The 24,338-nt window shown below is 59.9% G+C and carries 20 protein-coding genes; 11 read left to right on the top strand and 9 right to left on the bottom strand.

Annotated features, from left to right (window positions below; all coding sequences use genetic code 11):
• Window positions 1–17 precede the first annotated feature (17 nt).
• A complete protein-coding gene (locus tag AC1DV6_RS08275; protein WP_477976951.1) occupies window positions 18–2,618 on the bottom strand; it encodes an ATP-binding protein in 2,601 nt (866 codons plus the stop codon).
• A 117-nt stretch (window positions 2,619–2,735) separates the two neighbouring features.
• Here AC1DV6_RS08275 and AC1DV6_RS08270 point away from each other — a divergent pair, with 117 nt between their 5' ends.
• Together AC1DV6_RS08270 and AC1DV6_RS08265 are read left to right on the top strand one after the other, a co-directional pair.
• Window positions 2,736–3,536 carry an enoyl-CoA hydratase/isomerase family protein gene (locus AC1DV6_RS08270; protein WP_477976949.1) on the top strand — a complete coding sequence of 267 codons (801 nt, stop codon included), beginning with the start codon at window positions 2,736–2,738 and terminating at the stop codon, window positions 3,534–3,536.
• Between the two features lie 24 nt (window positions 3,537–3,560).
• The gene (locus AC1DV6_RS08265; RefSeq protein WP_477976947.1) at window positions 3,561–4,805 is read left to right on the top strand and encodes a putative Na+/H+ antiporter; all 1,245 of its coding nucleotides are present in this window, start codon (window positions 3,561–3,563) and stop codon (window positions 4,803–4,805) included.
• Window positions 4,806–4,910: 105 nt separating this feature from the next.
• On the opposite strand, the gene AC1DV6_RS08260 is transcribed toward AC1DV6_RS08265, so the two are convergent.
• Complete coding sequence (locus AC1DV6_RS08260) at window positions 4,911–6,257, bottom strand: class I SAM-dependent DNA methyltransferase (protein WP_477976945.1); 1,347 nt, start codon at window positions 6,255–6,257, stop codon at window positions 4,911–4,913.
• 313 nt (window positions 6,258–6,570) lie between these two features.
• Between AC1DV6_RS08260 and AC1DV6_RS08255 the strand changes: the two genes are divergently transcribed.
• Complete coding sequence (locus AC1DV6_RS08255) at window positions 6,571–8,319, top strand: GMC family oxidoreductase (RefSeq protein ID WP_477976943.1); 1,749 nt, start codon at window positions 6,571–6,573, stop codon at window positions 8,317–8,319.
• Window positions 8,320–8,518: 199 nt separating this feature from the next.
• Entirely contained in the window at window positions 8,519–9,280 is a 762-nt protein-coding gene (locus tag AC1DV6_RS08250; protein ID WP_477976941.1) for a TSUP family transporter, read from the top strand.
• On the opposite strand, the gene mrdA is transcribed toward AC1DV6_RS08250, so the two are convergent.
• The 4 genes from mrdA to AC1DV6_RS08230 form a co-directional block, all read right to left on the bottom strand.
• Window positions 9,281–11,260, bottom strand: coding sequence for a penicillin-binding protein 2 (mrdA, locus tag AC1DV6_RS08245; RefSeq protein WP_477976939.1), 1,980 nt, complete (start codon window positions 11,258–11,260; stop codon window positions 9,281–9,283).
• An 82-nt stretch (window positions 11,261–11,342) separates the two neighbouring features.
• Complete coding sequence (gene mreD / locus AC1DV6_RS08240; protein ID WP_477976937.1) at window positions 11,343–11,873, bottom strand: rod shape-determining protein MreD; 531 nt, start codon at window positions 11,871–11,873, stop codon at window positions 11,343–11,345.
• A complete protein-coding gene (mreC, locus tag AC1DV6_RS08235) occupies window positions 11,870–12,790 on the bottom strand; it encodes a rod shape-determining protein MreC (RefSeq protein ID WP_477976935.1) in 921 nt (306 codons plus the stop codon). Before mreC ends, mreD begins: the two co-directional genes overlap by 4 nt.
• Window positions 12,791–12,805: 15 nt before the next feature.
• Window positions 12,806–13,849, bottom strand: a complete 1,044-nt coding sequence (locus AC1DV6_RS08230; RefSeq protein ID WP_477976933.1) for a rod shape-determining protein — start codon at window positions 13,847–13,849, stop codon at window positions 12,806–12,808.
• Window positions 13,850–14,054: 205 nt separating this feature from the next.
• Between AC1DV6_RS08230 and gatC the strand changes: the two genes are divergently transcribed.
• From gatC to gatB, 3 genes are read left to right on the top strand one after another with little or no spacing between them, the layout of a single operon-like run.
• Window positions 14,055–14,354, top strand: coding sequence for an Asp-tRNA(Asn)/Glu-tRNA(Gln) amidotransferase subunit GatC (gene gatC, locus AC1DV6_RS08225; RefSeq protein ID WP_477976931.1), 300 nt, complete (start codon window positions 14,055–14,057; stop codon window positions 14,352–14,354).
• 15 nt (window positions 14,355–14,369) lie between these two features.
• The gene (gatA, locus tag AC1DV6_RS08220; RefSeq protein WP_477976929.1) at window positions 14,370–15,878 is read left to right on the top strand and encodes an Asp-tRNA(Asn)/Glu-tRNA(Gln) amidotransferase subunit GatA; all 1,509 of its coding nucleotides are present in this window, start codon (window positions 14,370–14,372) and stop codon (window positions 15,876–15,878) included.
• Between the two features lies 1 nt (window position 15,879).
• Window positions 15,880–17,436, top strand: coding sequence for an Asp-tRNA(Asn)/Glu-tRNA(Gln) amidotransferase subunit GatB (gatB, locus tag AC1DV6_RS08215; protein ID WP_477976927.1), 1,557 nt, complete (start codon window positions 15,880–15,882; stop codon window positions 17,434–17,436).
• A 15-nt stretch (window positions 17,437–17,451) separates the two neighbouring features.
• Here gatB and AC1DV6_RS08210 read toward each other — a convergent pair whose 3' ends face one another.
• Window positions 17,452–18,096 carry a DUF4124 domain-containing protein gene (locus AC1DV6_RS08210; RefSeq protein ID WP_477976925.1) on the bottom strand — a complete coding sequence of 215 codons (645 nt, stop codon included), beginning with the start codon at window positions 18,094–18,096 and terminating at the stop codon, window positions 17,452–17,454.
• A gap of 2 nt (window positions 18,097–18,098) precedes the next feature.
• Window positions 18,099–18,788: an orotate phosphoribosyltransferase gene (gene pyrE, locus AC1DV6_RS08205; RefSeq protein ID WP_477976923.1), complete on the bottom strand. Its 690-nt coding sequence runs from the start codon at window positions 18,786–18,788 to the stop codon at window positions 18,099–18,101.
• A 10-nt stretch (window positions 18,789–18,798) separates the two neighbouring features.
• Between pyrE and AC1DV6_RS08200 the strand changes: the two genes are divergently transcribed.
• A complete protein-coding gene (locus AC1DV6_RS08200) occupies window positions 18,799–19,584 on the top strand; it encodes an exodeoxyribonuclease III (RefSeq protein WP_477976921.1) in 786 nt (261 codons plus the stop codon).
• Window positions 19,585–19,594: 10 nt separating this feature from the next.
• On the opposite strand, the gene AC1DV6_RS08195 is transcribed toward AC1DV6_RS08200, so the two are convergent.
• Window positions 19,595–20,437: a M48 family metallopeptidase gene (locus AC1DV6_RS08195; protein WP_477976919.1), complete on the bottom strand. Its 843-nt coding sequence runs from the start codon at window positions 20,435–20,437 to the stop codon at window positions 19,595–19,597.
• A gap of 18 nt (window positions 20,438–20,455) precedes the next feature.
• On the opposite strand from AC1DV6_RS08195, the gene AC1DV6_RS08190 reads away from it, so the two are divergent.
• From AC1DV6_RS08190 to AC1DV6_RS08180, 3 genes are all read left to right on the top strand, one after another.
• Window positions 20,456–21,796 carry an AmpG family muropeptide MFS transporter gene (locus AC1DV6_RS08190; protein ID WP_477976917.1) on the top strand — a complete coding sequence of 447 codons (1,341 nt, stop codon included), beginning with the start codon at window positions 20,456–20,458 and terminating at the stop codon, window positions 21,794–21,796.
• A gap of 106 nt (window positions 21,797–21,902) precedes the next feature.
• Window positions 21,903–22,619 carry a response regulator gene (locus AC1DV6_RS08185; RefSeq protein WP_477976915.1) on the top strand — a complete coding sequence of 239 codons (717 nt, stop codon included), beginning with the start codon at window positions 21,903–21,905 and terminating at the stop codon, window positions 22,617–22,619.
• Window positions 22,619–23,878, top strand: coding sequence for a HAMP domain-containing sensor histidine kinase (locus tag AC1DV6_RS08180; protein WP_477976913.1), 1,260 nt, complete (start codon window positions 22,619–22,621; stop codon window positions 23,876–23,878). The genes AC1DV6_RS08185 and AC1DV6_RS08180 overlap by 1 nt, the downstream gene beginning before the upstream one ends.
• Window positions 23,879–24,338 lie beyond the last annotated feature (460 nt).

The raw sequence follows: 24,338 nt of genomic DNA, 5'->3' as shown, positions 1-24,338 counted from the left end.
GTAGGTACCGCAAAGAGTCAATCGACAACCGAGCTGCGTTTTGGCAAGGACACGATGAACCGGGTGCCGCGCGTCAACGAGTAGTCCGCGCGGATGGCGCCATCCAGACCCTGCTGCACCAACGTTTGCACGATGCTCAGGCCCAGGCCCGTGCCGCCGCTGCCAGCGCGGGTGGTGAAAAACGGATCAAAGATGCGGGGCCGCACGTGCTCCGGAATGCCCTTGCCATCGTCGGTGACCAGGATGTCGACTGACTCGCCCCTGTCGAACACCTCGACCCGGATCACGCCAGAATTCAGCCCGTCAAACGCATGGAACTTGGCGTTATTGATCAGATTGGACAGCACCTGCGTCAACAGGCCGGGGTAGCTGTCCATGCGGATGCCGGGCTCCACCCGGCTCTCCAGCTGGAACGGCGTGCCGCGAAAACCGGGGCGCAATGTGGACAAGATTTCCTCTACCGTGACCGCCAGATCAAACTCGCGGCGCCGCTCGGACAATTGGTCGGCACTCACTTGCTTGAAGTTGGAGACCAGTTCATTGGCGTGGTGCAACGCGCGCTCCAGTACCTCGACGCCGCTGATGCTGGCGTCCAGAAACGTCACCAAATCCGATTTCTTCAGAAGATTGGTATCGACAGCGACCTTGACTTCACGCACATGGTCGGCCAGCGTGGTGCCAATGGTCAATGCGTTGCCGATGGGCGTATTGAGTTCATGGGCAAGCCCTGCCACCATGCGGCCCAGCGACGCGAGCTTCTCACCCTGAATGAGCTCGCTCTGGGTGCTTTGCAGCAGCGCAAGTGTGTGCGTCAACTTCTGATTGATCGCTTCCAGTTGCTCGGTGCGCTGGTGCACCCGGTCTTCAAGCTGCAGGTTGAGCGATTGCAAGGCGTCCTCGGCGCGCTTGCGCTCTGTGACGTCGCGTGCGACGCCCATCACGCCCAGCAGCACACCATCCGCACTGTAGACCGGCGTCTTGATGGTTTCATAGACCACAGACTCGCCAGTGGAATGGTCAGTCTGCCGAAACTCCGACAGGGTCGGCCCACCCGCCTCCATCGCTTCACGGTCCCGCTCGGCAAATTCGCGCGCCAGGGACGGTGGCAGGAAATCGAAGTCCGTCTTGCCGTAAATGTCCTTGATGCGCTGTCCATTTTTGGCTTCAAACGCCCGGTTGGCCACAATGAAGCGGCCTTGCGGGTCTTTGACAAAGATTACATCGGGAATGGTGTGCAACAGCGTGTCTTTGAACGTCTCGCTGCGCGTCAGCGATTGCTCTACGCGTTTGCGTTCGGCCACTTCTCTTTCCAGCGCCGTTGCGCGCTCCTGCAACGCCGCATCCCGCTCGCGCAGCTTCTCAGTCATGTGCACAAAATTCTGCGACAACAGTGCCAATTCGTCTCTGCCGGGCAGGTGCAGCTGTACTTGCATATCGCCCTGCGCCACCGCCTGCGCTGCCTGGTTCAGCAAGTGCAGCGGCATGGCGACCTGGCGACGGATGATCCAGGCCAGCAGGATCAGCTCAATGAACAGTCCCAGCGCGCCGCCCAGCAAGATGATCTTGGCCGAAGCCAGGCCACGGTTCTCCACCAGCGCCTTGGGGTAGACGGTCACGAGGTACCAGTCTGGTCCCTGGATGTGCGCAATGCCCAGATAGTTTTCGCCGTCTGGCGCGGGCCGCACATCGGCTGCGCCACCGGTACTGGCAGCCTCCTTGAAAACATCTACCAGGAAGGGGTCGCCAAGTTTACGGATATCGAGATTGCCGGACGACTTCTGGATGCTCTCCATGAGTTTCGGATGTGCCACCAGCATGCCCTTGCGGTCCATGATCAGGTTGTAGGTGCCGGGAGAAAACTCGTTGGTTGTGCGGCGAATAAGGTCATCGACCTGAATGTCCTGCGATGCCGTTCCCACCCAGCGGCGCTGATCCATGGGCGTAATGGTGGACAGCATCCAGGTGCGCGCCTTGTCATCAAAGTAAACTGCAGTCCAGAGGTTTTTGCGCAAGGGGTTGCGGTAGGGTGCGGAGTCCTGCACCGGCGGGTAGTCAAAGTTGTTGGTGTTGTTATCAGCCTCTTTGCCCCAATTGACCGACGGCGAATACATGATCAGCGACTGGCCCGGCAAATCGATATAGGCCGAGTAGTAGCGCAGTGTCATTGCGGGACCCCATTCGCGCAGCAGCCTGAACGCTACAACGACCTGGCGGCGCAACTCAGCGGTCAGCGTGACTTGCGTTCGGACGTAGAGAGACGGCAAATGGCTGTGATCGTCGCGCTCGGGGCGCACACGCACCATGCCATCCGGATAGCGCACAAACCAGGCATCAAATTCGGCTTTGGGGTCTTCCTCGCCCATGGCCTTGAGTCGGCGCAGGTATTCGTCGCGCAATGCCACCGTATTGTTCTGGGCATCGACAAAGGTCTGGGACTCAAAGGCCGCGCGCACCTGGGTGGCGATCCGCAGGTTGTCCAGCGCTTCTTCACGCATGCTGCGCACGGTCTGTTCATAGCTCAGCCAGGTCACGGCGATGGTGACCGCTGCGATGATCAGTCCAATCTGGATCTGGATTCTTCGGGCCAGACCAAAAACCCGGGCCTGCGCATCAGACATGCGGGATTCCCGTAACTTGCAGGAATGGGGGTGGGGCGGGCGGCACAAATTATCTTAGCGCATACACAGCCGAGACGTTGCAGTTCCAAGCAAAATAGGGGCAGGAGATTTCCCCCTATGCCCCAACCCACCACCAACCTGTCATCCATCAGCACCGATGAGCTGGCTGTAGAACAACGCGGCCCTGTGCTGTGGCTGACGATTACCCGTGAAGAGCGGCGCAATGCGATGAGCCACGGCGTGTTGGCCGCAATGGCGCAGGCGATTGCGGCCGCGCAGACCGACCGTAGCGTGCGCGCCATTGTGGTCACTGGTGCGGGCAGCAAGGCGTTTTGTGCCGGTGCCGATTTGCAAAGCGCCAAAGCGTTCACTACCGATTACTCCGAGCCGCATGGCCATCTGGCGCAATTGCTGCGCGTGGCCAAATCCAGCACCATTCCATTGATCGCGCGCGTCAATGGTGCCTGCATGGCCGGCGGCATGGGGCTGATGTCCATGTGCGACATGGCGGTGGCGGCCAGCCACGCGATCTTTGGTTTGCCCGAAGTCAAGGTCGGTGTGTTTCCGGCGCAAGTGCTGGCCGTGTTGCAGCACCTGATTCCCCGGCGCGTATTGGTAGAGATGTGCATCACTGGCGAGCCCATCACCAGTGCACAGGCCTTGCAATACGGACTGGTGAATCACGTTGATGATGATGTGGATGCCAAACTGCAGTGGCTACTGAGCCGCCTACTGGACAAGTCACCCGCAGCCATCCGGCGCGGCATGTACACATTGAAGAAAGCCGAAACGATGGCGTTCGAAGAGGCCATGGCCTTTACCGAAAGCCAGATTGCACTGTTCACACTGACCGATGACGCGCGCGAGGGCCAACTGGCTTTCCAGGAAAAGCGCAAGCCCGTCTGGGCTGGAAAGTAAGGGCGGCAAGTGCAAGCCGACACCATGCAAACCATTAGCGCCGTGATCTTCGGTATTGCGCTGCTGCATACCTTTGGCGCCAAATACTTTGAAACGCTGGCGCACCACAGCCCGAAACACGCGGGGCTGTTTCATTTGCTGGGCGAGGTAGAGGTCGTATTCGGCTTCTGGGCCTTTGTGCTGATTGCGACGATGGCGCTGGTGACGGGCTCCAAGGAGGCCATTGCCTATGCCGAATCGCGCCAGTACACCGAACCGCTGTTCGTTTTTGTTGTGATGGTGGTAGCTGCATCGCGCCCCGTACTGGAGGCAGTGCGGCAATTTCTGGGCGGGGTTGCACGGCTGGTGCCGTTGCCAACGCCTACCGTGCTGGTATGGCTCGGCTTGGCCGTTGTGCCGGTGATGGGGTCGCTCATTACCGAGCCTGCGGCGATGACGCTGGCTGCGCTGATGCTCGGCCCGCAGATTTTCCGGCCAGGCATTCCGGAGCGACTGAAGTATCTGGCGCTGGGCGTATTGTTTGTGAACGTGTCGATTGGGGGGGCGTTCACATCCTTTGCCGCACCGCCAGTCTTGATGGTGGCAAGTACCTGGGATTGGGACTCGGCGTTCATGGCCCGCACGTTTGGCTGGAAAGCAGCGATTGCGGTGCTGGTCAATGCAACGGTGATGGTTGCGCTATTGCGCGCCCACCTTACAGACACCAGCGCGGCGGCCAAGGATGCAGCTGACAAACCGGTGCCGTGGATTGTGAGTCTGGTGCACTTGGGGTTCTTGGCCGCGGTCGTGGCGCTGGCACACCACCCAGTTTTGTTCCTGGGCCTGTTCCTGTTTTTCCTCGGCTACACCCAGGCCTACGCCCGTTTCCAGAGCCCGCTGATTCTGAAAGAGGGTTTGCTGGTCGGCTTCTTTCTGGCGGGGCTGGTGGTGTTGGGTGGCATGCAACAGTGGTGGCTGCAGCCCATCGTTTCTAACCTGCAGCCGACTGCCCTGTTTTTTGGCGCGACCGCGTTGACGGCCATTACCGACAACGCTGCGTTGACCTATCTGGGCTCTTTGATCCAGGGCATTAGCGACGCATCGAAATACATGCTGGTCGCGGGCGCTTTGGCCGGTGGCGGCCTGACCGTGATTGCCAACGCGCCCAACCCTGCGGGTGCGGCCTTGCTCAAAGCCGGATTCAATGACGGTTCTATCGGTGCGCTGGGGCTTTTGTTGGGCGCGCTAGCGCCCACGGTGGTCGCCTGCACCTGTTTGTTCTTTTTGTAGCCGTCAGAATGCTACTAAATTCGTAGCTGCCTACGCACACGCCACAAGGCTCGCAGCCTGTTTTATGCATTATCCGCTCCTGACGGCGGACGTCTCGACAGCAGTTCAGGCGGCGGGCCTGTGCGCGATAACCAAGAAGCCCGACACGGGTTCGCCATTTTCCACGCGCAACGCGGGCAAATGCTCGATGGTGACCTCATCGAATCCGGCCTCGCGGCACAGGCGCTCCACGGCCGTGGCCTTGTGGGAATAGCGGTTCGTCTTTTCGCGCAGCACCAGATCCGCCTCGTCCTCGCCTGCGGCCTCACACGAGAACAGGAAGTAACCGTCAGGCTTGAGGATGCGCAAGGCGTTGGGAACGACCGGTGCCAGATCACCGACGTAAATCAGCACGTCAGCGCAGGTGATGACCTCGTAGTGCTGCGCCGGGGTTGCCTCTAGGGCATCCAGCACGTTGACTTGGTGGAACCTGGCGTAGATGCCATGCCGTGCGGCCTGCTCGATCATCTTTTCGGACAGATCGACGCCGATCAGGGCCCCTTCGATTCGTCCTATCGTGTGTTGCAGATAAACACCGACTAGGCCGGTGCCACAGCCCAGATCGAGCAGGTTGAAGCGACGGTCTGGATAAGTGTCACGCAGAATCTCTGCCATCCGCTCTGGAACACGGTATTGCAGGTCCCGAACCACGTGACGGTCGAAGGTCTCGGCAAATTCGTCAAACAGCCCTGAAACCAGATCGTGGGGTTGCGTGAGCGGAGTCTTCCCATGCGCCACCGCATGCCAGTAAATGGCGCTTGGCTCATCGGGGACCACGGCCAGCAGTTGATCGGCATATGCGCGGGCTTTTTCTTCGTGACCGCCGACGTTCAGCGCGCAGTTGAGCAAACCCCGCAGGACCACTGGGTGGTGCGGGACGCGCTGACCAATGTATTCGAAGTGCTCGATGGCCTCGCCGTAGCGCCGCTGGTTGGCCAAGTACTGGGCGAGAAACATCCGCAGACCCAAATCGTCCGCGTCGGAAAAGCGACGTACGCTTTCCTCGGCCCACGCCTGCAATTGCTCACGACGTTTGGCAAAGTGAGCCGTGTTGATGGCGACAGCCATGACATGGGCGTCGTTCGGGGCGGCCGCCAGCGCTTGGGTGGCTAGCTGTATCGCCTCATCGCTTTGGTTCTGTCGCGCCAGCAGGAGCGCCAGTTCGATCTGCGCGATATGCCATTGTGGTGCCAGTGCCAATGCGCGCCGGGCGGCCTTGATGGCATTTTCCAGATTGCCAGCCTGCTCGGCCAGGCGCATACCGAGTAGAAAAACACGTGGATCCGAGGTGGCCTGCTGTTGCGCAGCGTTCAACGCATGCGCGGCCTGCAGAAGTTCTTTGGCTTCAATGAGGCCGCTGATGCGCTGGAGTTCAACCGTGAAGTGATCTGCTGTTGGGGGGAGGCTGGACATTGAAATGAGTTGGAGAGGGGTAGGTACAAGAGGTCGGATTATCCGACATCGCCGCCATTACCCAAACCAGCATGGGATAGAGCGGGTTTCGGGGATTGCTCCAGGTTCTATCGCGCGGCAATGATCTCTCCTTGCTACTGAATTTGTAGCTGCTCACGCATATTTCAAGCAGCCTCCAGCCTGTTTAATTCCAACTTTCCTTGGCGTCGTAGGTTCACCCCAGGAAGCTAGCCCTTTAAGCAGGTATCGTCGCAAGCTCCGCGCAAGCCCCTCCCCGCATAATCCGGCCCAACACTCGCAGCCTGAATCCCCCATGTCTGAAACCACGTTTGACTACATCATCATCGGTGCCGGCACGGCCGGTTGCCTGCTGGCGAATCGGCTCTCTGCCGATGCGTCCAAACGGGTGCTGCTGATCGAAGCGGGCCGCAAGGATGATTACCACTGGATTCATATTCCAGTGGGTTACCTGTATTGCATTGGCAATCCGCGCACCGACTGGCTCTACAACACCGAGCCCGATGCCGGTCTGAACGGCCGCGCGCTGCGCTATCCGCGTGGCAAGACGCTGGGCGGCAGCAGCAGCATCAACGGCATGATTTACATGCGCGGCCAGGCGCGCGACTACGACCAGTGGGCGCAGCTGGTGGGCGACGCGAGCTGGACTTGGGACAACAGCCTGCCCTACTTCAAGCTGCATGAAGACCACCACAAGGGTGCCAGCGCCACACACGGGTCCAGAAGTGCGCCCTCTGCCTTGCTGAAGGAGGGAAGCTCGCAGTACCACAAGGTGCTGCGACACCACCAGGCCGGCGGCGAATGGCGGGTGGAGAAACAACGCCTGCGCTGGGATGTACTGGACGCATTCGCACAGGCCGCCACGCAGGCCGGTATTCCGGCCACCGATGATTTCAACCGCGGTACGAACGAGGGCGTGGGTTACTTTGAAGTTAACCAGAAAAACGGCTGGCGCTGGAATACCGCGAAAGCGTTTTTGCGCCCGACCTGCTACGCGCGCCCGAACTTTGAGCTGTGGACTGGCGCGCAGGTCAGTCGTCTGCTGACAGAAACCAATACGGCTGTAGTTGACACCAGCGACACGCCACGACCACTGCGCTGCACCGGCGTGGAAGTGTGGGACGGCCAGCAAATGGTGACCGCGCATGCGCGCGCCGAGGTGTTGCTATGTGCAGGTGCAGTAGGTTCACCGCAGATTCTGCAGCTGTCGGGACTTGGGCCCGCTGATGTGTTGCAAGCGCGCGGCGTTGCGGTTGTACGCGACTTGCCAGGCGTTGGCGCCAACTTGCAGGACCACTTGCAGATTCGCGCCGTGTTCAAGGTAAAAAACGCAACCACATTGAATACGCAGGCCAACAGCCTGTGGGGCAAGGCCAAGATTGGCCTGGAATACGCACTGAAGCGCACGGGCCCGATGAGCATGGCGCCCAGCCAGCTCGGTGCATTCACCCGCAGCGACCCCAGCCAGCCGCATCCAAATCTGGAGTATCACGTGCAGCCGCTGAGTCTGGATGCGTTTGGCGAACCGCTGCACCGCTTCAATGCATTCACCGCTAGCGTCTGCAACCTGAATCCGACCAGCCGTGGCACTGTGCAGATCAAAACCGCGGACTTCAAGGACGCGCCAGCGATTGCGCCTAACTACCTGAGCACCGAGGTAGACCGCAAGATCGCCGCCGACTCGCTGCGCGTAACCCGCCGCATCGTCGCCCAGCCCGCGCTGGCGGCTTTTGCGCCGGAAGAATACAAACCCGGCACGCAATTTCAGAGCGATGCCGAACTGGCCCAATTGGCGGGCGATATTGCCACCACCATTTTTCACCCGGTCGGCACCACCAAGATGGGCCGGGAAGATGACCCCATGGCAGTGGTGGACAGTCGGCTGCGGGTACGCGGAGTGGCCGGGCTGCGCGTAGTGGACGCGGGCGTGATGCCGTTGATCACCAGCGGAAACACCAACTCACCTACGCTGATGATGGCCGAGAAGGCAGCGCAGTGGATTGCCGAAGATGCTGCACCGCACAACGGCCCGCTCAAAGGGTAAGTCCCGATGACAGCCCGCCACCGAAACGCTACATTGAACGCACTTTCCACCTGCGCTTCGGCAACGGGGTTGGGGCGCAAGCCCCACGGAAAGGACGCCGAGGAGCACAAGCGTCCAACAATACATAACGTCGCACCTCTGGATGCGGCTTCACAAAGCACCGGTAACCCCGGTGCTTTTTTATGCGCGTTTGATTGATATGGAATGGATTGTCGTCACGCTGGCATCCCTGCTGGCGGGTTTTGTGGATTCCATCGTGGGCGGCGGTGGCCTGGTGCTGATCCCGGCACTGTTTACCACCTTTCCGACCACCCCACCCGCCACGCTATTCGGCACCAACAAGGCCGCCTCGGTATGGGGTACAGGTATTGCCACCGTGCAATACAGCCGCCGCGTGCAATTGCCTTGGGCTGCACTCGCTCCGGCCGCCTTGGCCGCTTTGATTGCGTCCTTTGGCGGGGCTTGGCTGGTCACCCAGGTGTCGCCCGAGTTCCTGCGAAAACTGTTGCCTGTCATTCTGGTTGCAGTTCTGATCTACACACTTGCACGCAAGGAATTGGGCCGCGAACATGCGCCACGCTTTCACGGCCAAAGGGAAGTGTGGGCTGCGAGCGGTATCGGTGCAGTCATCGGCTTTTACGATGGCTTCTTCGGGCCAGGCACCGGCAGCTTCTTTGTTTTTTTGCTGGTGCGCGTGCTGGGCTATGACTTCTTGCACGCATCCGCCAGTGCCAAGCTGCTCAATACCGCCAGCAATATTGCGGCACTGGTTCTATTCACGTTGAAAGGCCATGTGTGGTGGCACTTTGCGCTGGCGATGGCGCTGTCCAATATCCTCGGCAGCCTGATAGGCACGCATCTGGCGCTCAAGCACGGCACCGGCTTCGTGCGCGGCATGTTTATCCTGGTAGTCAGTGCGCTGATACTCAAGACAAGCTACGACGCCTGGCTGCGTTTTTAACTATTTGGGCACCGCTGGCGCGGCAGGCTCGGGAAGCGGCGGCCAGGGCACGTCAGAGACTGCGCGCGGCTTGCCAATAGGCACTGTCGCCATGCCCTTGCTGACAGCGGCCAGGTCCTCGGCGTTGGGGTACTGCCCCAACAGCCAATAGTCGAACACACGGCGGGCAATGGGTGCCGCGGAACCTGAGCCCCAACCGGCGTTTTCCACAATCAGCGCCAGCGCAATGGTCGGGTTCTCGACCGGTGCAAAGGCGACGTAGAGCGCGTGGTCGCGCTTGTGTTCGTCCGCCTTTACGCTGCTGTATTTCTCACCCGCCCGCAGGCCAATGGCTTGGGCCGTGCCCGTCTTGCCGCCGCTTTGGTAGGCGGCCCCCGCAAACACTGCCTTGGACGTGCCTTCTTGTGTCACCCCGTTCATTGCATTGCGGATCACATCCACATGCTCTGGTTTGAGCGGCAGAGCCTCCAGCGCATCGCTGGCGACACGGTGGGTCGTATGTTCGACGACGTCCTCAATCTCGCGCACCAGGCGCGGCTTGAAACGCAAGCCGCCTGTGGCAATGGTTGAGTAGGCGGCGGCCATCTGCAGCATCGTAAAGTTGTTGTAGCCCTGACCAATGCCCAGTGAAATGGTCTCACCGGCAAACCATTTCTGTTGCTCCGGCTTTTTGAATCGCTTGCGCTTCCATTCCTGCGAAGGCAGATCACCGGTGACCTCACCCTGCATATCGATCTCGGTGCGGCGGCCCAAACCGAAAGGCTCCAGCTGGTCGTGGATCAGGTCCACGCCCATCTCGTTGGCGAGGCTGTAGAAATAAACGTTGGACGAACTGACGATGGCCAAGCGCATATCTTTGGGGCCGGGCCGGTCAGTCTCGGGGCTGCCAAACGTGCGGCCGCCGAAGCTGTAATTCAGATTGTCCTGAATGACGACGTTGGCGGCGCGCTTGCCGCTATTCAGCGCTGCCATGGCCATCAGCGGTTTGTAGGTGGAGCCGGGTGGGTAGGTTCCGCGCAAAGCGCGATTGAGCAGCGGTTTGTCGATGTCCTCGTTTAGCGCGGCCCAACTTTCCGTATCGATCCCGTCGACGAAAAGATTGGGGTCGAAAGTGGGCTTGGAAACGAAAGCCAGCACCTCGCCATTGCGCGGATCGATCGCTACTAGGGCCCCACGGCGCTCACCGTACATCTGCTCCACCAGGGCTTGCAGCCGAATGTCTATTGACAATCGCAGCGTATTGCCGGGCGTGGGCGGCTGGTGTGCCAGACGCCGCATGGCGCGGCCACCGGCGCTGGTCTCGACCTGTTCAACGCCGGTCTGGCCATGCAGTTCACGCTCGTAGGCCTGCTCAAGCCCGAGCTTGCCAACGTACTCCGTGCCACGGTAGTTGGCGATGTCCTCCTCGGACCAATCGCCCATCGCCTTCTTCTCGGTCTGGTTGATACGGCCGATGTAGCCAATCAGGTGGCTGCCCACGTCGCCCAACGGATAGCTGCGAAACAAGCGCGCCTTGATCTCGACGCCGGGAAAGCGAAAACGCTGGGCAGCGAACCGCGCGACCTCTGCGTCGCTGAGCTTCGTGCGGATGGGCAACGATTCGAAGCTCTTGGACTCTTCCATCACCTTCTTGAACCGGCGACGGTCACGCGGCTGTATGTCGATGACTTCGGATAGCTGGTCTATCGTCTGCTCCAGGTTGGTCAACTTGGATGGCGTAATTTCCAGCGTATAGGCAGAGTAGTTGCTGGCCAGCACCACGCCATTGCGGTCCAGGATCAGGCCACGGTTGGGAACGATGGGAACAATGGAGGTGCGGTTGTTTTCCGCCTGCGCCCGCAAGTCATCATGGCGCCAGATCTGCAGATACGCCAAGCGCATCAACAGCAACACAAAACACAGTAACACCACCAGCGTGACCACAAAAACGCGGGTGCGAAACCGCGCCAGGTCCATCTCAACGTTGCGTAACTCCGTCATGGCCGCAGCGCCGGGCCGCCCCAAGCAAGGCCAGCCCTCTCGGGGGGCAGCGCACTACACGCAGTGAGAAGCGTGGGGGCATTCATAACGGCCTATTGGCATCGGGGTCCGGGGCACGACGTTGGGGTGCGAGTAGAAGCACGCTGGCTATCGGCCACAGCGCAGCTTCAAGAAACGGCGCTGCCAGCATCGAAAAACCCGGGAATTTTCCGCCTGCCAGCATGCGCAACACCAACTCGACCATATGGGCGACCAGAAACAGGGGTAAGACCTGTGCTGCTTGCGAAGGAACGGTGAACCAAAGCAAGCGGCGATGGACGGTGATAGCGAAAAAACTCAGCACGGTGTAGGCCAGTGCATGCTGCCCCAGCAACGCGCCCTGGTGCACATCCAACAGCAGGCCGAACAAGAACGCCGCACCAATGCTGACGCGCAAGGGCTGGTGCACGGTCCAGAACACCAACACCACGGCCAGCAAATCCGGTGCCCATGCAGCACGCCCCCACAAGCCCATGTTTTGCACCATGTTGAGCAGCAGGGCTGCCAGCAATGACAGCCAGATAAACAGCGGATTGGCAGGCAATAGCAGTTGCTGCCCTGGGCGCATGATCATCGGATCTCTCCCCGTTTCAGCGGGCGGGCGGGCGGATCGGCCACAGGGCGCGCAGGAATCTGGCTGACTGGCGGCTCAAGCACCATCACATGCGATGCCCCGCCCACCAGCGCCAGTGGCACGCAGTAGATGCGGGCAAAGGCAGCGTCCGCGCGGCGTTCAATTTTTTCAATGCGCGCCACAGGCAAGCCCGGTGGATAGACCCCGTCCACCCCGCTGGTGGTCAACAGGTCGCCCTCTGCGACATCGGCATTGGCCGCCATGAAGCGCAGCTCCATCGCATCTGCATGCGTGGACATATCGCCAAACACGACACCACGCGCCGACGTGCGTGCATTTAGCACCGGCGTGGCATGGTCGCGGTCGGAGATCAACGTCACCTCACTGACCAGCGGATAGACGCGCGTGACCTGACCCAATACCCCGCGCTCGTCGAGCACCGGAGATCCCAGGCCCACACTGTCGGCGAGCCCTTTGTCGATGATGACTTTGCGCGTGTAGGGATCGGCGGCATCGTAGAGCACTTGGGCTGCCAGGGCTTTCGAGTGCAGCCGTTCGCGCAGGCCCAGAAGCTTGCGCAGACGGTCATTTTCCAGAGTCAATTGGTCTACCTGGTTGGCGCGCTGCGCCTGCAAACCCAACTTGGTGATGGCATCGTCCCTGGCTGCCTGAGCCGAATGCAAAGTGGCGAAGTAATCGCTCCCGCCTTGCGCCAACTGCACCGGTTGCAGGGCTAGCCATTGCACAGGGTACAGCACACCGGCCAACGCAAAACGAAGTGGCTGCATCACCTTGAAGCGCGCATCCGCTACCATCAGGAAAATGGCAAGCGCGCTGAAGACTGCCAGCTTGGACAGGGCCGAAGGGCCCTGGCGAAAGAAAGGAGGGGGATCTCTGTCCAGCGTACCGAGTGGCATCGCTGTGCTCGACGCTTATTCGCTGGTGAAAATGGAACCCAGACGCTCCATCTGCTCCAGCGCAATGCCGCAACCGCGCACCACGCAGGTCAGAGGATCTTCGGCCACCAACACCGGTAAACCGGTTTCTTCGGCCAGCAGGCGGTCCAGGTCACGCAACAACGCGCCACCACCCGTCAACATCATGCCGCGGTCGGCAATGTCGGCGCCCAGTTCTGGCGGGGTTTGCTCCAGCGCGTTCTTCACGGCAGAAACAATGTTGTTCAGCGGGTCGGTCAGTGCTTCCAGAATTTCATTCGAAGAAATCGTAAAGCTGCGTGGCACGCCTTCGGACAGGTTGCGCCCGCGCACTTCCATTTCCCGCACTTCGGAGCCCGGGAAAGCCGAGCCGATTTGCTTCTTGATGGCTTCTGCAGTCGGCTCGCCGATCAGCATGCCGTAGTTGCGACGGATGTAGTTGATGATGGCTTCGTCGAACTTGTCGCCGCCAACGCGCACGCTACCCTTGTAGACCATGCCACCGAGGGAGATCACGCCAACTTCGGTGGTGCCACCACCAATGTCCACCACCATGGACCCGCTGGCTTCGGATACTGGCAAACCAGCACCGATGGCAGCCGCCATGGGTTCTTCGATCAGATACACATCACTGGCACCAGCACCAAGCGCCGATTCACGAATCGCACGGCGCTCAACCTGGGTCGAGCCGCACGGAACGCAAATGATGATGCGTGGGCTGGGCTTGAACACGCCGCGCGGATGCACCATCTTGATAAATTGCTTGAGCATTTGCTCGGTCACCGTGAAGTCGGCAATCACGCCGTCTTTCATGGGCCGAATCGCTTCGATATTGCCGGGGACCTTGCCCAACATGGCCTTGGCTTCCTTGCCGACGGCCTGAATCGTCTTTTTGCCCTGGGGACCACCCTCATGGCGGATCGCTACGACCGATGGCTCATCGAGAACAATCCCCTTGTCGCGTACGAAAATCAGGGTATTGGCCGTTCCCAAATCGATGGCCAGGTCGGTGGAGATCATCCGACGAAAAGCTCCAAACATCACATTTCCTCTCGGGGCATGGATCGCGCTTCGGCCATCTATCGCACCCTGTTCATTCGTTGTAAAACCGTCAGTCAGGCGTCAAAGTCCGCGCTTTTATGCCACCCCGACTAAAGGCAGGATAATAACCCATGGGCTGTGCGTAACCGCCCCTCTGGCGCCCCTTTGGACGCGAATTACCATTGGTTTCAACTCTTTTTCACCCATGTCCCTGACATCTACCGACATCGCGCGCATTGCCAATCTGGCACGGCTGGAGCTCCAGCCTGCCGAAAGCGCCCGACTACTGACGCAAATCAACGGTTTTTTTGACATCGTCGAGCAAATGCGCGCCGTCGACACCACGGGCGTGGAACCACTCGCACACCCCGTGGCTGCCATCCAGGACATCACGCTGCGCCTGCGCGACGATGCTGTTAGTGAGCCGAATCAACGTGAAGCCAATCAGCAAAGTGCACCCGCAGTGGAACGCGGCCTGTTTTTGGTCCCCAAAGTGATTGAATGACCCAGAGTTAGAACCATGACGTCCCCCTCTCTCTCCAACGAAGCACTGCACGACCAGACAGTGCAGCAGTTAGCCCTTGCACTGCATTCACGCAAAGTGTCTGCCGTCGAAGTTGCTCAGCATTTTTTGCAACGCGGGCGTGACCACGTCAACTTGGGTGCCTATGTCGACGTGAACGAAGACGTCACGCTGGCACAAGCGCGCGCCGCAGATGCGCGCATCGCAAGCGGCAAGGCTGGCGCACTTGAAGGCGTGCCATTGGCGCACAAGGACATCTTCGTCACCAAGGATTTTGCAACCACCGCCGGCTCGCGCATGCTCAAGGGCTACCGTTCACCGTTTGATGCGACCGTGGTACAAAAATTAGCTGACGAGGGCATGGTGACTTTGGGCAAGCTCAATTGCGACGAATTTGCGATGGGCTCCAGTAACGAGAACACCGCTATTGCGGCGGTCGGCTCTGAGAATGTGGGGCCGGTGCGCAACCCGTGGGACACCACCCGCATTCCCGGCGGCTCATCGGGCGGAAGCGCCGCAGCCGTCGCCGCGCGCTTGGCACCGGCGGCCACTGGCACGGACACCGGCGGATCGATTCGCCAGCCCGCCGCATTTTGCGGCATCACCGGCATCAAGCCCACCTACGGCCGCGCGTCGCGTTACGGAATGGTCGCGTTTGCATCCAGTTTGGACCAGGCCGGACCGATGGCCCGTACTGCCGAAGACTGCGCGCTGCTGTTAAGCAGCATGTGCGGCCCGGACCCGGATCGCGACTCCACCTCGCTGGACATACCCGCAGAAAACTTCGCGCTGAAGCTGAATGATTCCATCGAGGGCCTGCGCATTGGCGTACCCAAAGAATTCTTTGGCGAAGGCCTGTCTGCCGATGTGCGCAGCGCCGTGGACGCCGCGTTAAAGCAGTACGAAAAGCTGGGCGCCAAGCTAGTGCCCATCACGCTGCCACGCACCGAATTGTCCATCCCGGTGTACTACATCATTGCGCCCGCAGAAGCGTCGAGTAACCTGAGCCGCTTTGACGGCGTGAAGTTCGGCCACCGCGCCAAGGACTACACCGATCTTTCCGACATGTACAAAAAAACCCGCGCCGAGGGCTTTGGTGACGAGGTGAAGCGCCGCATCATGATTGGCGCCTACGTACTGTCGCACGGCTACTACGACGCTTACTATCTGCAGGCGCAAAAGATTCGCCGCATGATTGCCGACGACTTCCAGAACGCGTTCAAGGAATGCGACCTGATTGCAGGCCCAGTGGCGCCGACCGTCGCCTGGAAAATTGGTGAAAAGTCTGACGACCCAGTTGCCAACTATCTTGCCGACATCTTCACACTGCCCGGCTCTTTGGCCGGCCTGCCCGGCATGAGCATTCCGGTGGGGATGGGTGCCAACAACATGCCTGTAGGCATGCAATTGCTGGGCAACTACTGCCAGGAGGCTCGCTTGCTCAACGCAGCCCATCGCTTCCAGCAAGCCACCGATTTCCACACCGCACGCCCCGCAGGATTTTGAAATGAGCGAGACCGTGAACACATTTGAAGCGCAACAACAGGGCCGCCCGACCGGCCCGCTGGTGCACGGCTACGAAGTCATCATCGGCTTCGAGACGCACGCCCAGCTATCGACCGCAAGCAAGATCTTCAGCCGCGCCTCCACCGCCTTTGGCGCCGAGCCCAACACGCAGGCCTGCGCCGTGGACCTGGCATTGCCCGGCACCCTGCCCGTAATGAACAAAGGTGCGGTCGAACGTGCCATCGAGTTTGGCCTGGCTATTGGTGCGCACATTGCGCCGCGCAGCATTTTTGCGCGCAAAAACTACTTCTACCCCGACTTGCCCAAGGGCTACCAGATCAGCCAATTTGAAATTCCAGTGGTCCAGGGCGGCGCAGTCGAATTCTTCCTCGGTGAAGAGAAAAAGTCAGTGCGCCTGGTGCGCGCGCATCTGGAAGAAGACGCGGGCAAATCGCTGCACGAGGACTTCATTGGCCAGACCGGCATTGATCTGAACCGTGCTGGTACGCCCCTGCTAGAAATCGTCACTGAGCCCGACATGCGCTCCAGTGCGGAGGCTGTGGCCTATGCCAAAGAGCTGCACAAGATCGTCACCTGGATCGGCATTTGCGACGGCAATATGCAGGAGGGCTCATTCCGCTGCGACGCCAACGTATCCGTGCGCAAGCCTGGTGGCCCACTGGGTACGCGGCGCGAAATCAAGAACCTGAACAGCTTCAAATTCATGCAACAAGCCATCGACTTTGAAGTGCGCTGGCAAATCGAGCAGATTGAAGACGGCAAAGCGATTGAGCAGGCCACCGTACTGTTCAACCCAGACACCGGCGAGACCCGCGCGATGCGCACCAAAGAAGATGCGGCGGACTACCGCTACTTCCCCGACCCGGATCTGCCGCCGCTCTGTATTTCGGAACAGTGGGTGCAGGAGGTACGCGCACAAATGGCTGAATTGCCTCGTGTGATGGCGGAGCGTTTTGTGCGCGATTACGACCTACCTGAGTACGACGCTGGGCAACTTACTCAAAGCCAACCAGTCGCTGCGTACTTTGAGGCAGTGACTGCCAATAGCAAACAGTACAAGCTTGCAAGTAACTGGATACTTGGTGAATTGACGCGACGATTCAATGCAATCGAAGTACCGTTTCACGATGCGCTCGTTACGCCAACTCAACTTGCTGCATTAATCAATCGTATTGGTGATGAAACGATCTCCAACAATGCGGCGCGTCAAGTTTTCGATGGACTCATCCCCCAAGAGGGCGCCGGTCCTGCAAAAGTAATATTTGATAGCTTGGCACTGGGTGAAAAGCTAAACGACGATGCTCAAAAACAAGTCGATGCCATCATTGAGTCCAAAGGCCTCAAGCAGATGAACGACACCGGCGCACTGGAAGCCATCGTCGATGAAGTGGTCACCGCCAACGCCAAGAACGTAGCTGAGTTCAAAGCGGGCAACGAGAAAGCGCTCAACGCGCTGGTTGGTCAGATCATGAAGGCCAGCAAAGGCAAGGCCAACCCGCAGCAGGTCAACGACTTGCTGCGCAGCAAGCTGGCCTGAGTACGACGCTCTGGGCTACCTTGAAATAGTGGTCCAGAGCTGCTTCAGACGCACCAATTCGTCGTCAAAGCGCACATTGACCCGGCGGATTTCGGACTCCTGCTCCGCGATGAAGCGCTTCTGCACAGCCTGGCTCTGCGCATTTTCTTCCTGCTGCCGCTTCAGATACGCGGGCGCCTTGGTTGGGTCCTTTTTGTAGAACTCCATCTCTTCTTCAATTGACACCCGTTGTTTGACGAGTTCATCCAGCCGCGTGGTCGCCGCCTTGATCACCACGGATATCTGTTCCAGCGCTTCCCCGCGCTCCTTGTCATGTGTCGTCTTGTTAGGGTAGCGGGTCAGCAGCGCACGGTCGCGGCGTTTTTCTTCAGCCAAGCGACTCAGTTCTTCGGCCGCCTTGCGGTCGCGCTGGTCCTGCTCGGCTTTTTCCTGCGCTGTCAGCGTAGGACCGACCTTGGCTTTGACGGTGCCGCTGGGGTTCAGGACCTTTTGTTCGCGATCAGTGCATTCAGGAATGGGGCGGTCTGCGGTGAGCTTGCGCCCTTTCGCATCCACACAGGTATACACACCGGCAATCACCGGCGATCCTTGCGCCCAGGAGGCCACGGCCACAGTGCCCATCAATAGCGCTGCGGTTGTTGCCGCGATTCGATTTGTCATGCTCACCCTTCTTCTACGCCATAACGCTGGCGATAGGCCAGTACCCGTTGATGGTCGGTATTCGCAGCATTTTCACCACGTGTTTCCAGATACTGCATCAAATCGCTGAGCTTCGCAATCGCGCAAACCTGCAGTCCCAACTTGTTGCGTACATACTGGACCGCGCTGTAAGGCACGTCTCTTCCATCTTCGGTGGCCATTTCCTGCCGGTCCAGCGCGATGCACACCGCATGTGGTGTTGCACCCGCAGCCTGGATGATGCTGATGGACTCGCGTGCCGCTGTACCTGCCGACATCACATCGTCCACTACCAGCACCCGGCCCTTGAGCGGTGCGCCAACCAGCGTTCCGCCTTCACCGTGGTCTTTGGCTTCCTTGCGGTTGTACGCAAACGGCACATTGCGGCCGCGACGCGCCAACTCGACAGACAGCGCCGCACCCAGCGGAATGCCTTTGTAGGCAGGGCCAAACACCATGTCAAACTCAATGCCGCTGGCCAGCAGCCGCTGGGCATAGAATTCTGCCAAACGCCCCAGTTTGGCACCGTCGTCAAACAGGCCCGCGTTGAAGAAATACGGGCTCATGCGTCCCGCCTTGGTCTTGAATTCACCAAAGCGCAGCACCCCGCATTCGACCGCAAACTGCACAAACTCCTGGGCCAGATGGTCCAAAGAAGGGTCCTGAACTGCCATGGGAAATTCCTTGTTTAAGTTAACCAGCCTGAACCTCAATGGCATTCGCTCTGCGACGAGCAAGGGACTGGAGGGCTGGCTTGCACAACTGCAGCCAGATTGTATTTGTGTGCAGGAGGTCAAAGCCCACGCGGTAGACATCGCCGGCAAATTCGAAGCGCTTGCCGGCATGAAGGGGTACTTCCACTTTGCCGAAAAGAAGGGCTACTCGGGCGTTGGCATTTACACCCAGCATGAGCCCAGCGATGTTGTGGTTGGCTACGGCTCACATGAATTTGACCGCGAAGGCCGTTACATTGAATTACGCTTTGATACGCCCCAGCGCAAGATGTCCATCTTGAGCGTCTATTACCCCAGCGGTTCATCTGGTGAAGAGCGCCAGCTGGCCAAGTTCCGCTTTCTGGCAGAGTTTTTCCCGCATCTGAAGCAGCTCCGGGCAGAGCGCGAGTTCATCTTGTGCGGAGACGTGAACATCGCCCACAACCAAATTGACTTGAAGAACTGGCGCAGCAACCAGAAGAACTCTGGCTTCACGCCCGAAGAACGCGCCTGGATGACTTCGTTGCTGAATGATGGCCTCGTAGACGTGTACCGCAAGCTTGAACCAGACGCGACCGACGCCTGCTACACATGGTGGAGCAACCGCGGACAGGCCTACGCGAACAACGTGGGATGGCGGCTGGATTACCACCTGGCCACTCCGGCGCTAGCGGCCGCGGCACGTAGCTGCCATATCTACAAGGACCAGAAGTTCTCCGACCACGCGCCGATCACGATCGAGTACGAACGGCTTTGAGGCCGCGCATCTACTTTGCCACGGCAACCTGTTTTTTCGCCCGCTCATACAGCGGCATGACCTTGGGAAGATTGGCCTGAATTTCTGCGATGCGACTACCCCCAGAAGGGTGGGTGGACAGCCATTGCGGCGGCGCGCCCTTGTTGGCGGCAGCCATTTTCTGCCATAGCGAAACGCCTGAACGGGGATCAAACCCGGCTCGCGCGGCCAGGTCCATGCCAACCAAGTCGGCCTCGGACTCGTCTTCGCGACTGAATTCCAGCGTTAGCAAATTCGCGCCACCGCGCGCCGCCATATCCGTGATGTTGGGGTTGATTCCGAAAATACTTGCAATCGCAATGCCGGCCAGTTGGGCTGCGCCATGGGTAACCGCAGTTTTTCCCATACGTTCACGCGCATGCTCACGCAAGGCGTGTGCAATTTCGTGGCCCATGACCATCGCCACTTCATCATCCGTGAGCTTGAGCTTGTCCAGAATACCGGTATAGAACGCAATCTTGCCGCCTGGCATGCAAAACGCGTTGATTTGGCTGGAACCAATCAGATTGACCTCCCATTGCCAGTCGCGCGCCCGGGGATTCCAAGTATTGGCAAAGGGAATGATGCGCTGCGCGATACCGCGCAGTCGTTGTACCTGCGGGTGGTCTTTGCTGCCCAGCGCTTTCTTGGCGGCGGCCTGCGACAGCATTTGCGCGTATTGCTGCTTCGCGGAACGCTCCACCTGCTCTGCAGGTACCAGCTTCGTGAATGCGGAGTTCTTGCCGACCTCTACGCCCTCCCGTGACTGCGCCAATACGGCCATGGCGACACAGGCCAGCAAGAGCGCTATTGCAGATCGTTGGAGTGTTCTCATGCGCGCTATTATTCCTGCATGACCTCTACCCCTCCAGCAACGACTTCTGTTTCCCCTACGTCCTGGCTGGCAACCCTCAAGGTCTATCTGGAGCCCGCATCGCTGCGCATGCTGGCATTGGGCTTCTCCGCTGGGCTACCGCTGGCGCTGGTCTTCGGTACTTTCTTTTTCTGGCTGCGCGAAGCGGGGATAGACCGCACGACGATTGGCTACCTGAGCTGGGTCGGCATGGCCTATACCTTCAAGTGGGCCTGGTCTCCACTGGTGGACCGTCTGCCCATTCCGATACTGACACGCCTGCTGGGGCGCAGGCGCAGTTGGCTGGTGGTGTCGCAACTGACGATCGTGCTGGCGTTGGTGGGCATGGCATTCAATGACCCACAGCTTGCGCTGGCACCCGCCGTCTGGTGCGCGATCGCGGTAGCGTTTGGCTCGGCTACGCAAGACATTGCGCTGGATGCGTTTCGGATTGAATCTGCCGACACCGAACATCAGGCCGCATTGGCCGCCACCTACTTGGGCGGCTACCGCCTCGCAATGATCTGGTCAGGCGCCGGGGCGCTGGTACTGGCCGCACGCTCGGAAGTTCCCAACGCTGCGCTCTACCAGCACAGCGCCTGGCAAACCGCTTATCTGGTGATGGCCGCCAGCATGTTGCCGGGATTGTTGACCGTGCTGCTATCCAAAGAACCCGTGCACCGCGTGCTACCGCGCGCGCGCAATGCGATGGAATGGCTCAAAGGTGCGCTGATAGATCCATTTGCCGATTTTCTGACGCGCTATGGCAAGCAGGCCGTGCTGATACTGGCCCTGATCGCCACCTACCGCATCAGCGACGTGGTGCTGGGCATCATGGCGTTTCCTTTCTATGTGGACCTGGGCTTTACCAAGGAAGAAGTTGCCGCCGTCAGCAAGGTCTATGGCGTAGTCATGACCCTGGTAGGTGCGTTTGCGGGCGGGGCATTGGCTCTGCGCATCGGCGTCATGCGGGTGCTGATGCTGGGCGCGGTGCTCAGCGCCGCCAGCAACCTTCTCTACGCGTGGCTCAGCAGCCGTGGCCACGATCTGAGTGCGCTGGTATTCGTGATCTCGGCAGACAACCTGTCCGGCGGCATCGCCACGTCGGCCTTCATTGCCTACATGTCATCGCTGACCAATGTGAACTATTCGGCCACCCAATACGCCCTGTTCAGCTCGATGATGCTGTTGTTGCCCAAATTCGTGGCCGGCTACTCCGGGCTGTATGTTGACCATTTTGGCTACAACAGCTTCTTTGTGGGCACCGCCATGCTGGGGCTGCCCGTACTGCTTTTGATATGGCTGGCGTCACGTATGAAAAGTGCCTCCGAAGCGCGATAAACGTGCGTAAGCAGCTATAAATTCGATAGCATCCGGTTTACCTTTCTTTACAGGGGGTTCAAGTGCGCCGCATACCTGTAAACGGGTCCAGCGCTAGACTGTGGCCATGCGACAACATTTGCTCCTGATTGAAGACGACGCCCGCTTGGCTGCGATGGTGTCCGAGTACCTGGAAGGCAACGGCTTTACGGTCAGCCGGGCTGGAAGTGGCTTGGCTGGGCTGGAGGCCCTCGCCCTGTCAGCGACCGGTGCACCAGTCGACCTGGTGGTCCTGGATTTGATGCTGCCAGATATCGATGGCCTGGAAGTGTGCCGCCGCCTGCGCTCGCTGGCGCCACCCCTGTCCACGCTGCCGGTGCTGATGCTGACCGCCAAGGGCGATCCCATGGATCGCATCATTGGCCTGGAGCTGGGCGCCGACGATTACTTACCCAAACCGTTTGAACCGCGCGAGCTGTTGGCACGCGTGCGCGCCATATTGCGTCGGCGCACCGATGCGCCCGCCGCTACCAGCACGGCGCTGCGTTTTGGCTCACTGGAAATTGACCGTGACGCGCGCATCATCACCGTCGCCGGCACGGCGCGCGAACTCACCTCCTACCAGTTCGACCTGCTGGTCGCGCTGGCCGAGCGCGCAGGACGCGTATTGACCCGCGACCAGATCATGGAGGCCGTACGCGGCCGTGAGCTGGAAGCATTTGACCGCTCCATCGACGTACACATGGGCCGCATCCGTGCGGCTATTGAATCCGATGCAAAGAATCCCAAACGTATCCTGACCGTGCGCGGCGTAGGCTATGTCTTCGCCCGACAGCAGGAATAATGGGTTTTCTGAACAAGCTGTATGTCCGCATATGGCTGGCCGTGGTGCTGGCCGTTGCGGTACTGACCTTTCTGGTCGGCTGGGCATGGCGCATGGCATCAGAGCCGCCGCTGCGGGAAGTCGTGGTGCGCAACAACGCGGGCGACATCATCGGCAATGGCCTGCGCCGCATGCGCCCTCCCACACCGCCGTGGGCGCCGATCGAGGCATCGCCCGGCGCACCGTCTGCCAAGCCCGGTGAGGGCGATGAGCCAGCTGGTGCCAATGACAGTCCACCGCGCGGGCGCTATGGCGAAGGGCCAGAATTTGTCGTGCGCATGCAGGACGGGCAAACCATGCACATGCACTTGCCGCGTCCCAACCGATCCGCATGGCAAGCCCCTTTTGGCTTTTTCTGGACATTGGGACTGGTTGCGGTCGCGGTCGCCTTTGGCACCTACCCCATCGTGCGACGCCTGACCCGGCGATTGGAGACGCTGCAAAGCGGCGTGGAGAAATGGGGCAGTGGTGACCTCGGCGCACGCGTGCAATTAAGCGGCCAGGATGAGGTTGGTTTTCTGGCGCAGCGCTTTAACCATGCCGCGCAGCAAATCGAATTGCTGGTGCAAGCGCGCGATGCGGTGCTGGCCTCGCAAAAATCGCTGCTGGCCAACGCATCGCACGAATTGCGCAGCCCGTTGGCACGCATCCGCATGGGCTTGGAATTGCTGGGCACCCAACCCACAGCCGCCGCCAAGACCGAGATTTCACGCAATATCACCGAACTGGACCAGTTAATCGAAGAGATCCTGCTGGCCAGTCGCCTGGACGCGCGGGAGGCCGATATGGGGACGGTGGAGCCCGTCGATCTCGTCGGTCTGGCCGCCGAGGAGGCGGCCCGCAATGACGCGCTGTTGCTGGTTGAGACCCAGACCTTGACGGTGCGCGGCGTATCGCGGCTCTTACGTCGGGTGATGCGCAATCTGCTGGAGAACGCCCACCGCTATGCCGACGGGGAAGTGACCTTGCAATTGACCGAAGCCAATGGCATGGCCATCGTGCGGGTCTGCGATCAAGGCCCTGGCGTACCGGAAGCCTTGCGCGAGCGCATTTTTGAGCCGTTTTTCCGGCTTCCCGGTGCGTCCGAAGGCGATGGCGGCGTCGGCTTGGGGCTTGCTTTGGTCCGTGCCATCGTTTTGCGCCATGGCGGCACGGTGGTCTGCACCGCAGGACCTCACGGCGGAGCCTGTTTCGAGGTCCAACTGCCTCAAGAACGCTGAACTGGCCGCCTCGCGGCCGGTTTTGATGCAATTTATTGCAAAAAACTCTTCAATATCCCCCAAATGGGGGATACCGCAACACTTTGGAAACCTCTAAAGTTGATCCAACTGCTGTCACAGTTCACAAGGATAGAAGAGAAACCCGACACGAGGTTTCCTTCCACAAGTTCCAACGACGTCCCTTCGGGGACTTTTCAAAGCCACCTCCGGGTGGCTTTTTTTTGTCTCTTTTTCCCTTGCGAAAGGCTTTTCTTAACACCCACTCCCCCAGCCCCTCGCCCCGTCGGCGAGGGGAGCCTTCAACAGCCGATTTGGTGGCTGCGCTCCGAATACGGCATTAAGTGCGTGGCGTTGCCACTGTTATTGCTCGAAGAGGCGTGAACCGGCGGTTGGGGCTGCTTCGGATGACTTAGTTCGGAGCGGACTGGCGCGTTGCGCCAGAGGCGAGGCACGCGCGCCG

The sequence above is a fragment of the Rhodoferax sp. P2_H8_2 genome, from assembly GCF_056403235.1.
Note: the sequence above shows the minus strand (reverse complement) of the source record. Positions and strands in the feature narration are given on the sequence as shown.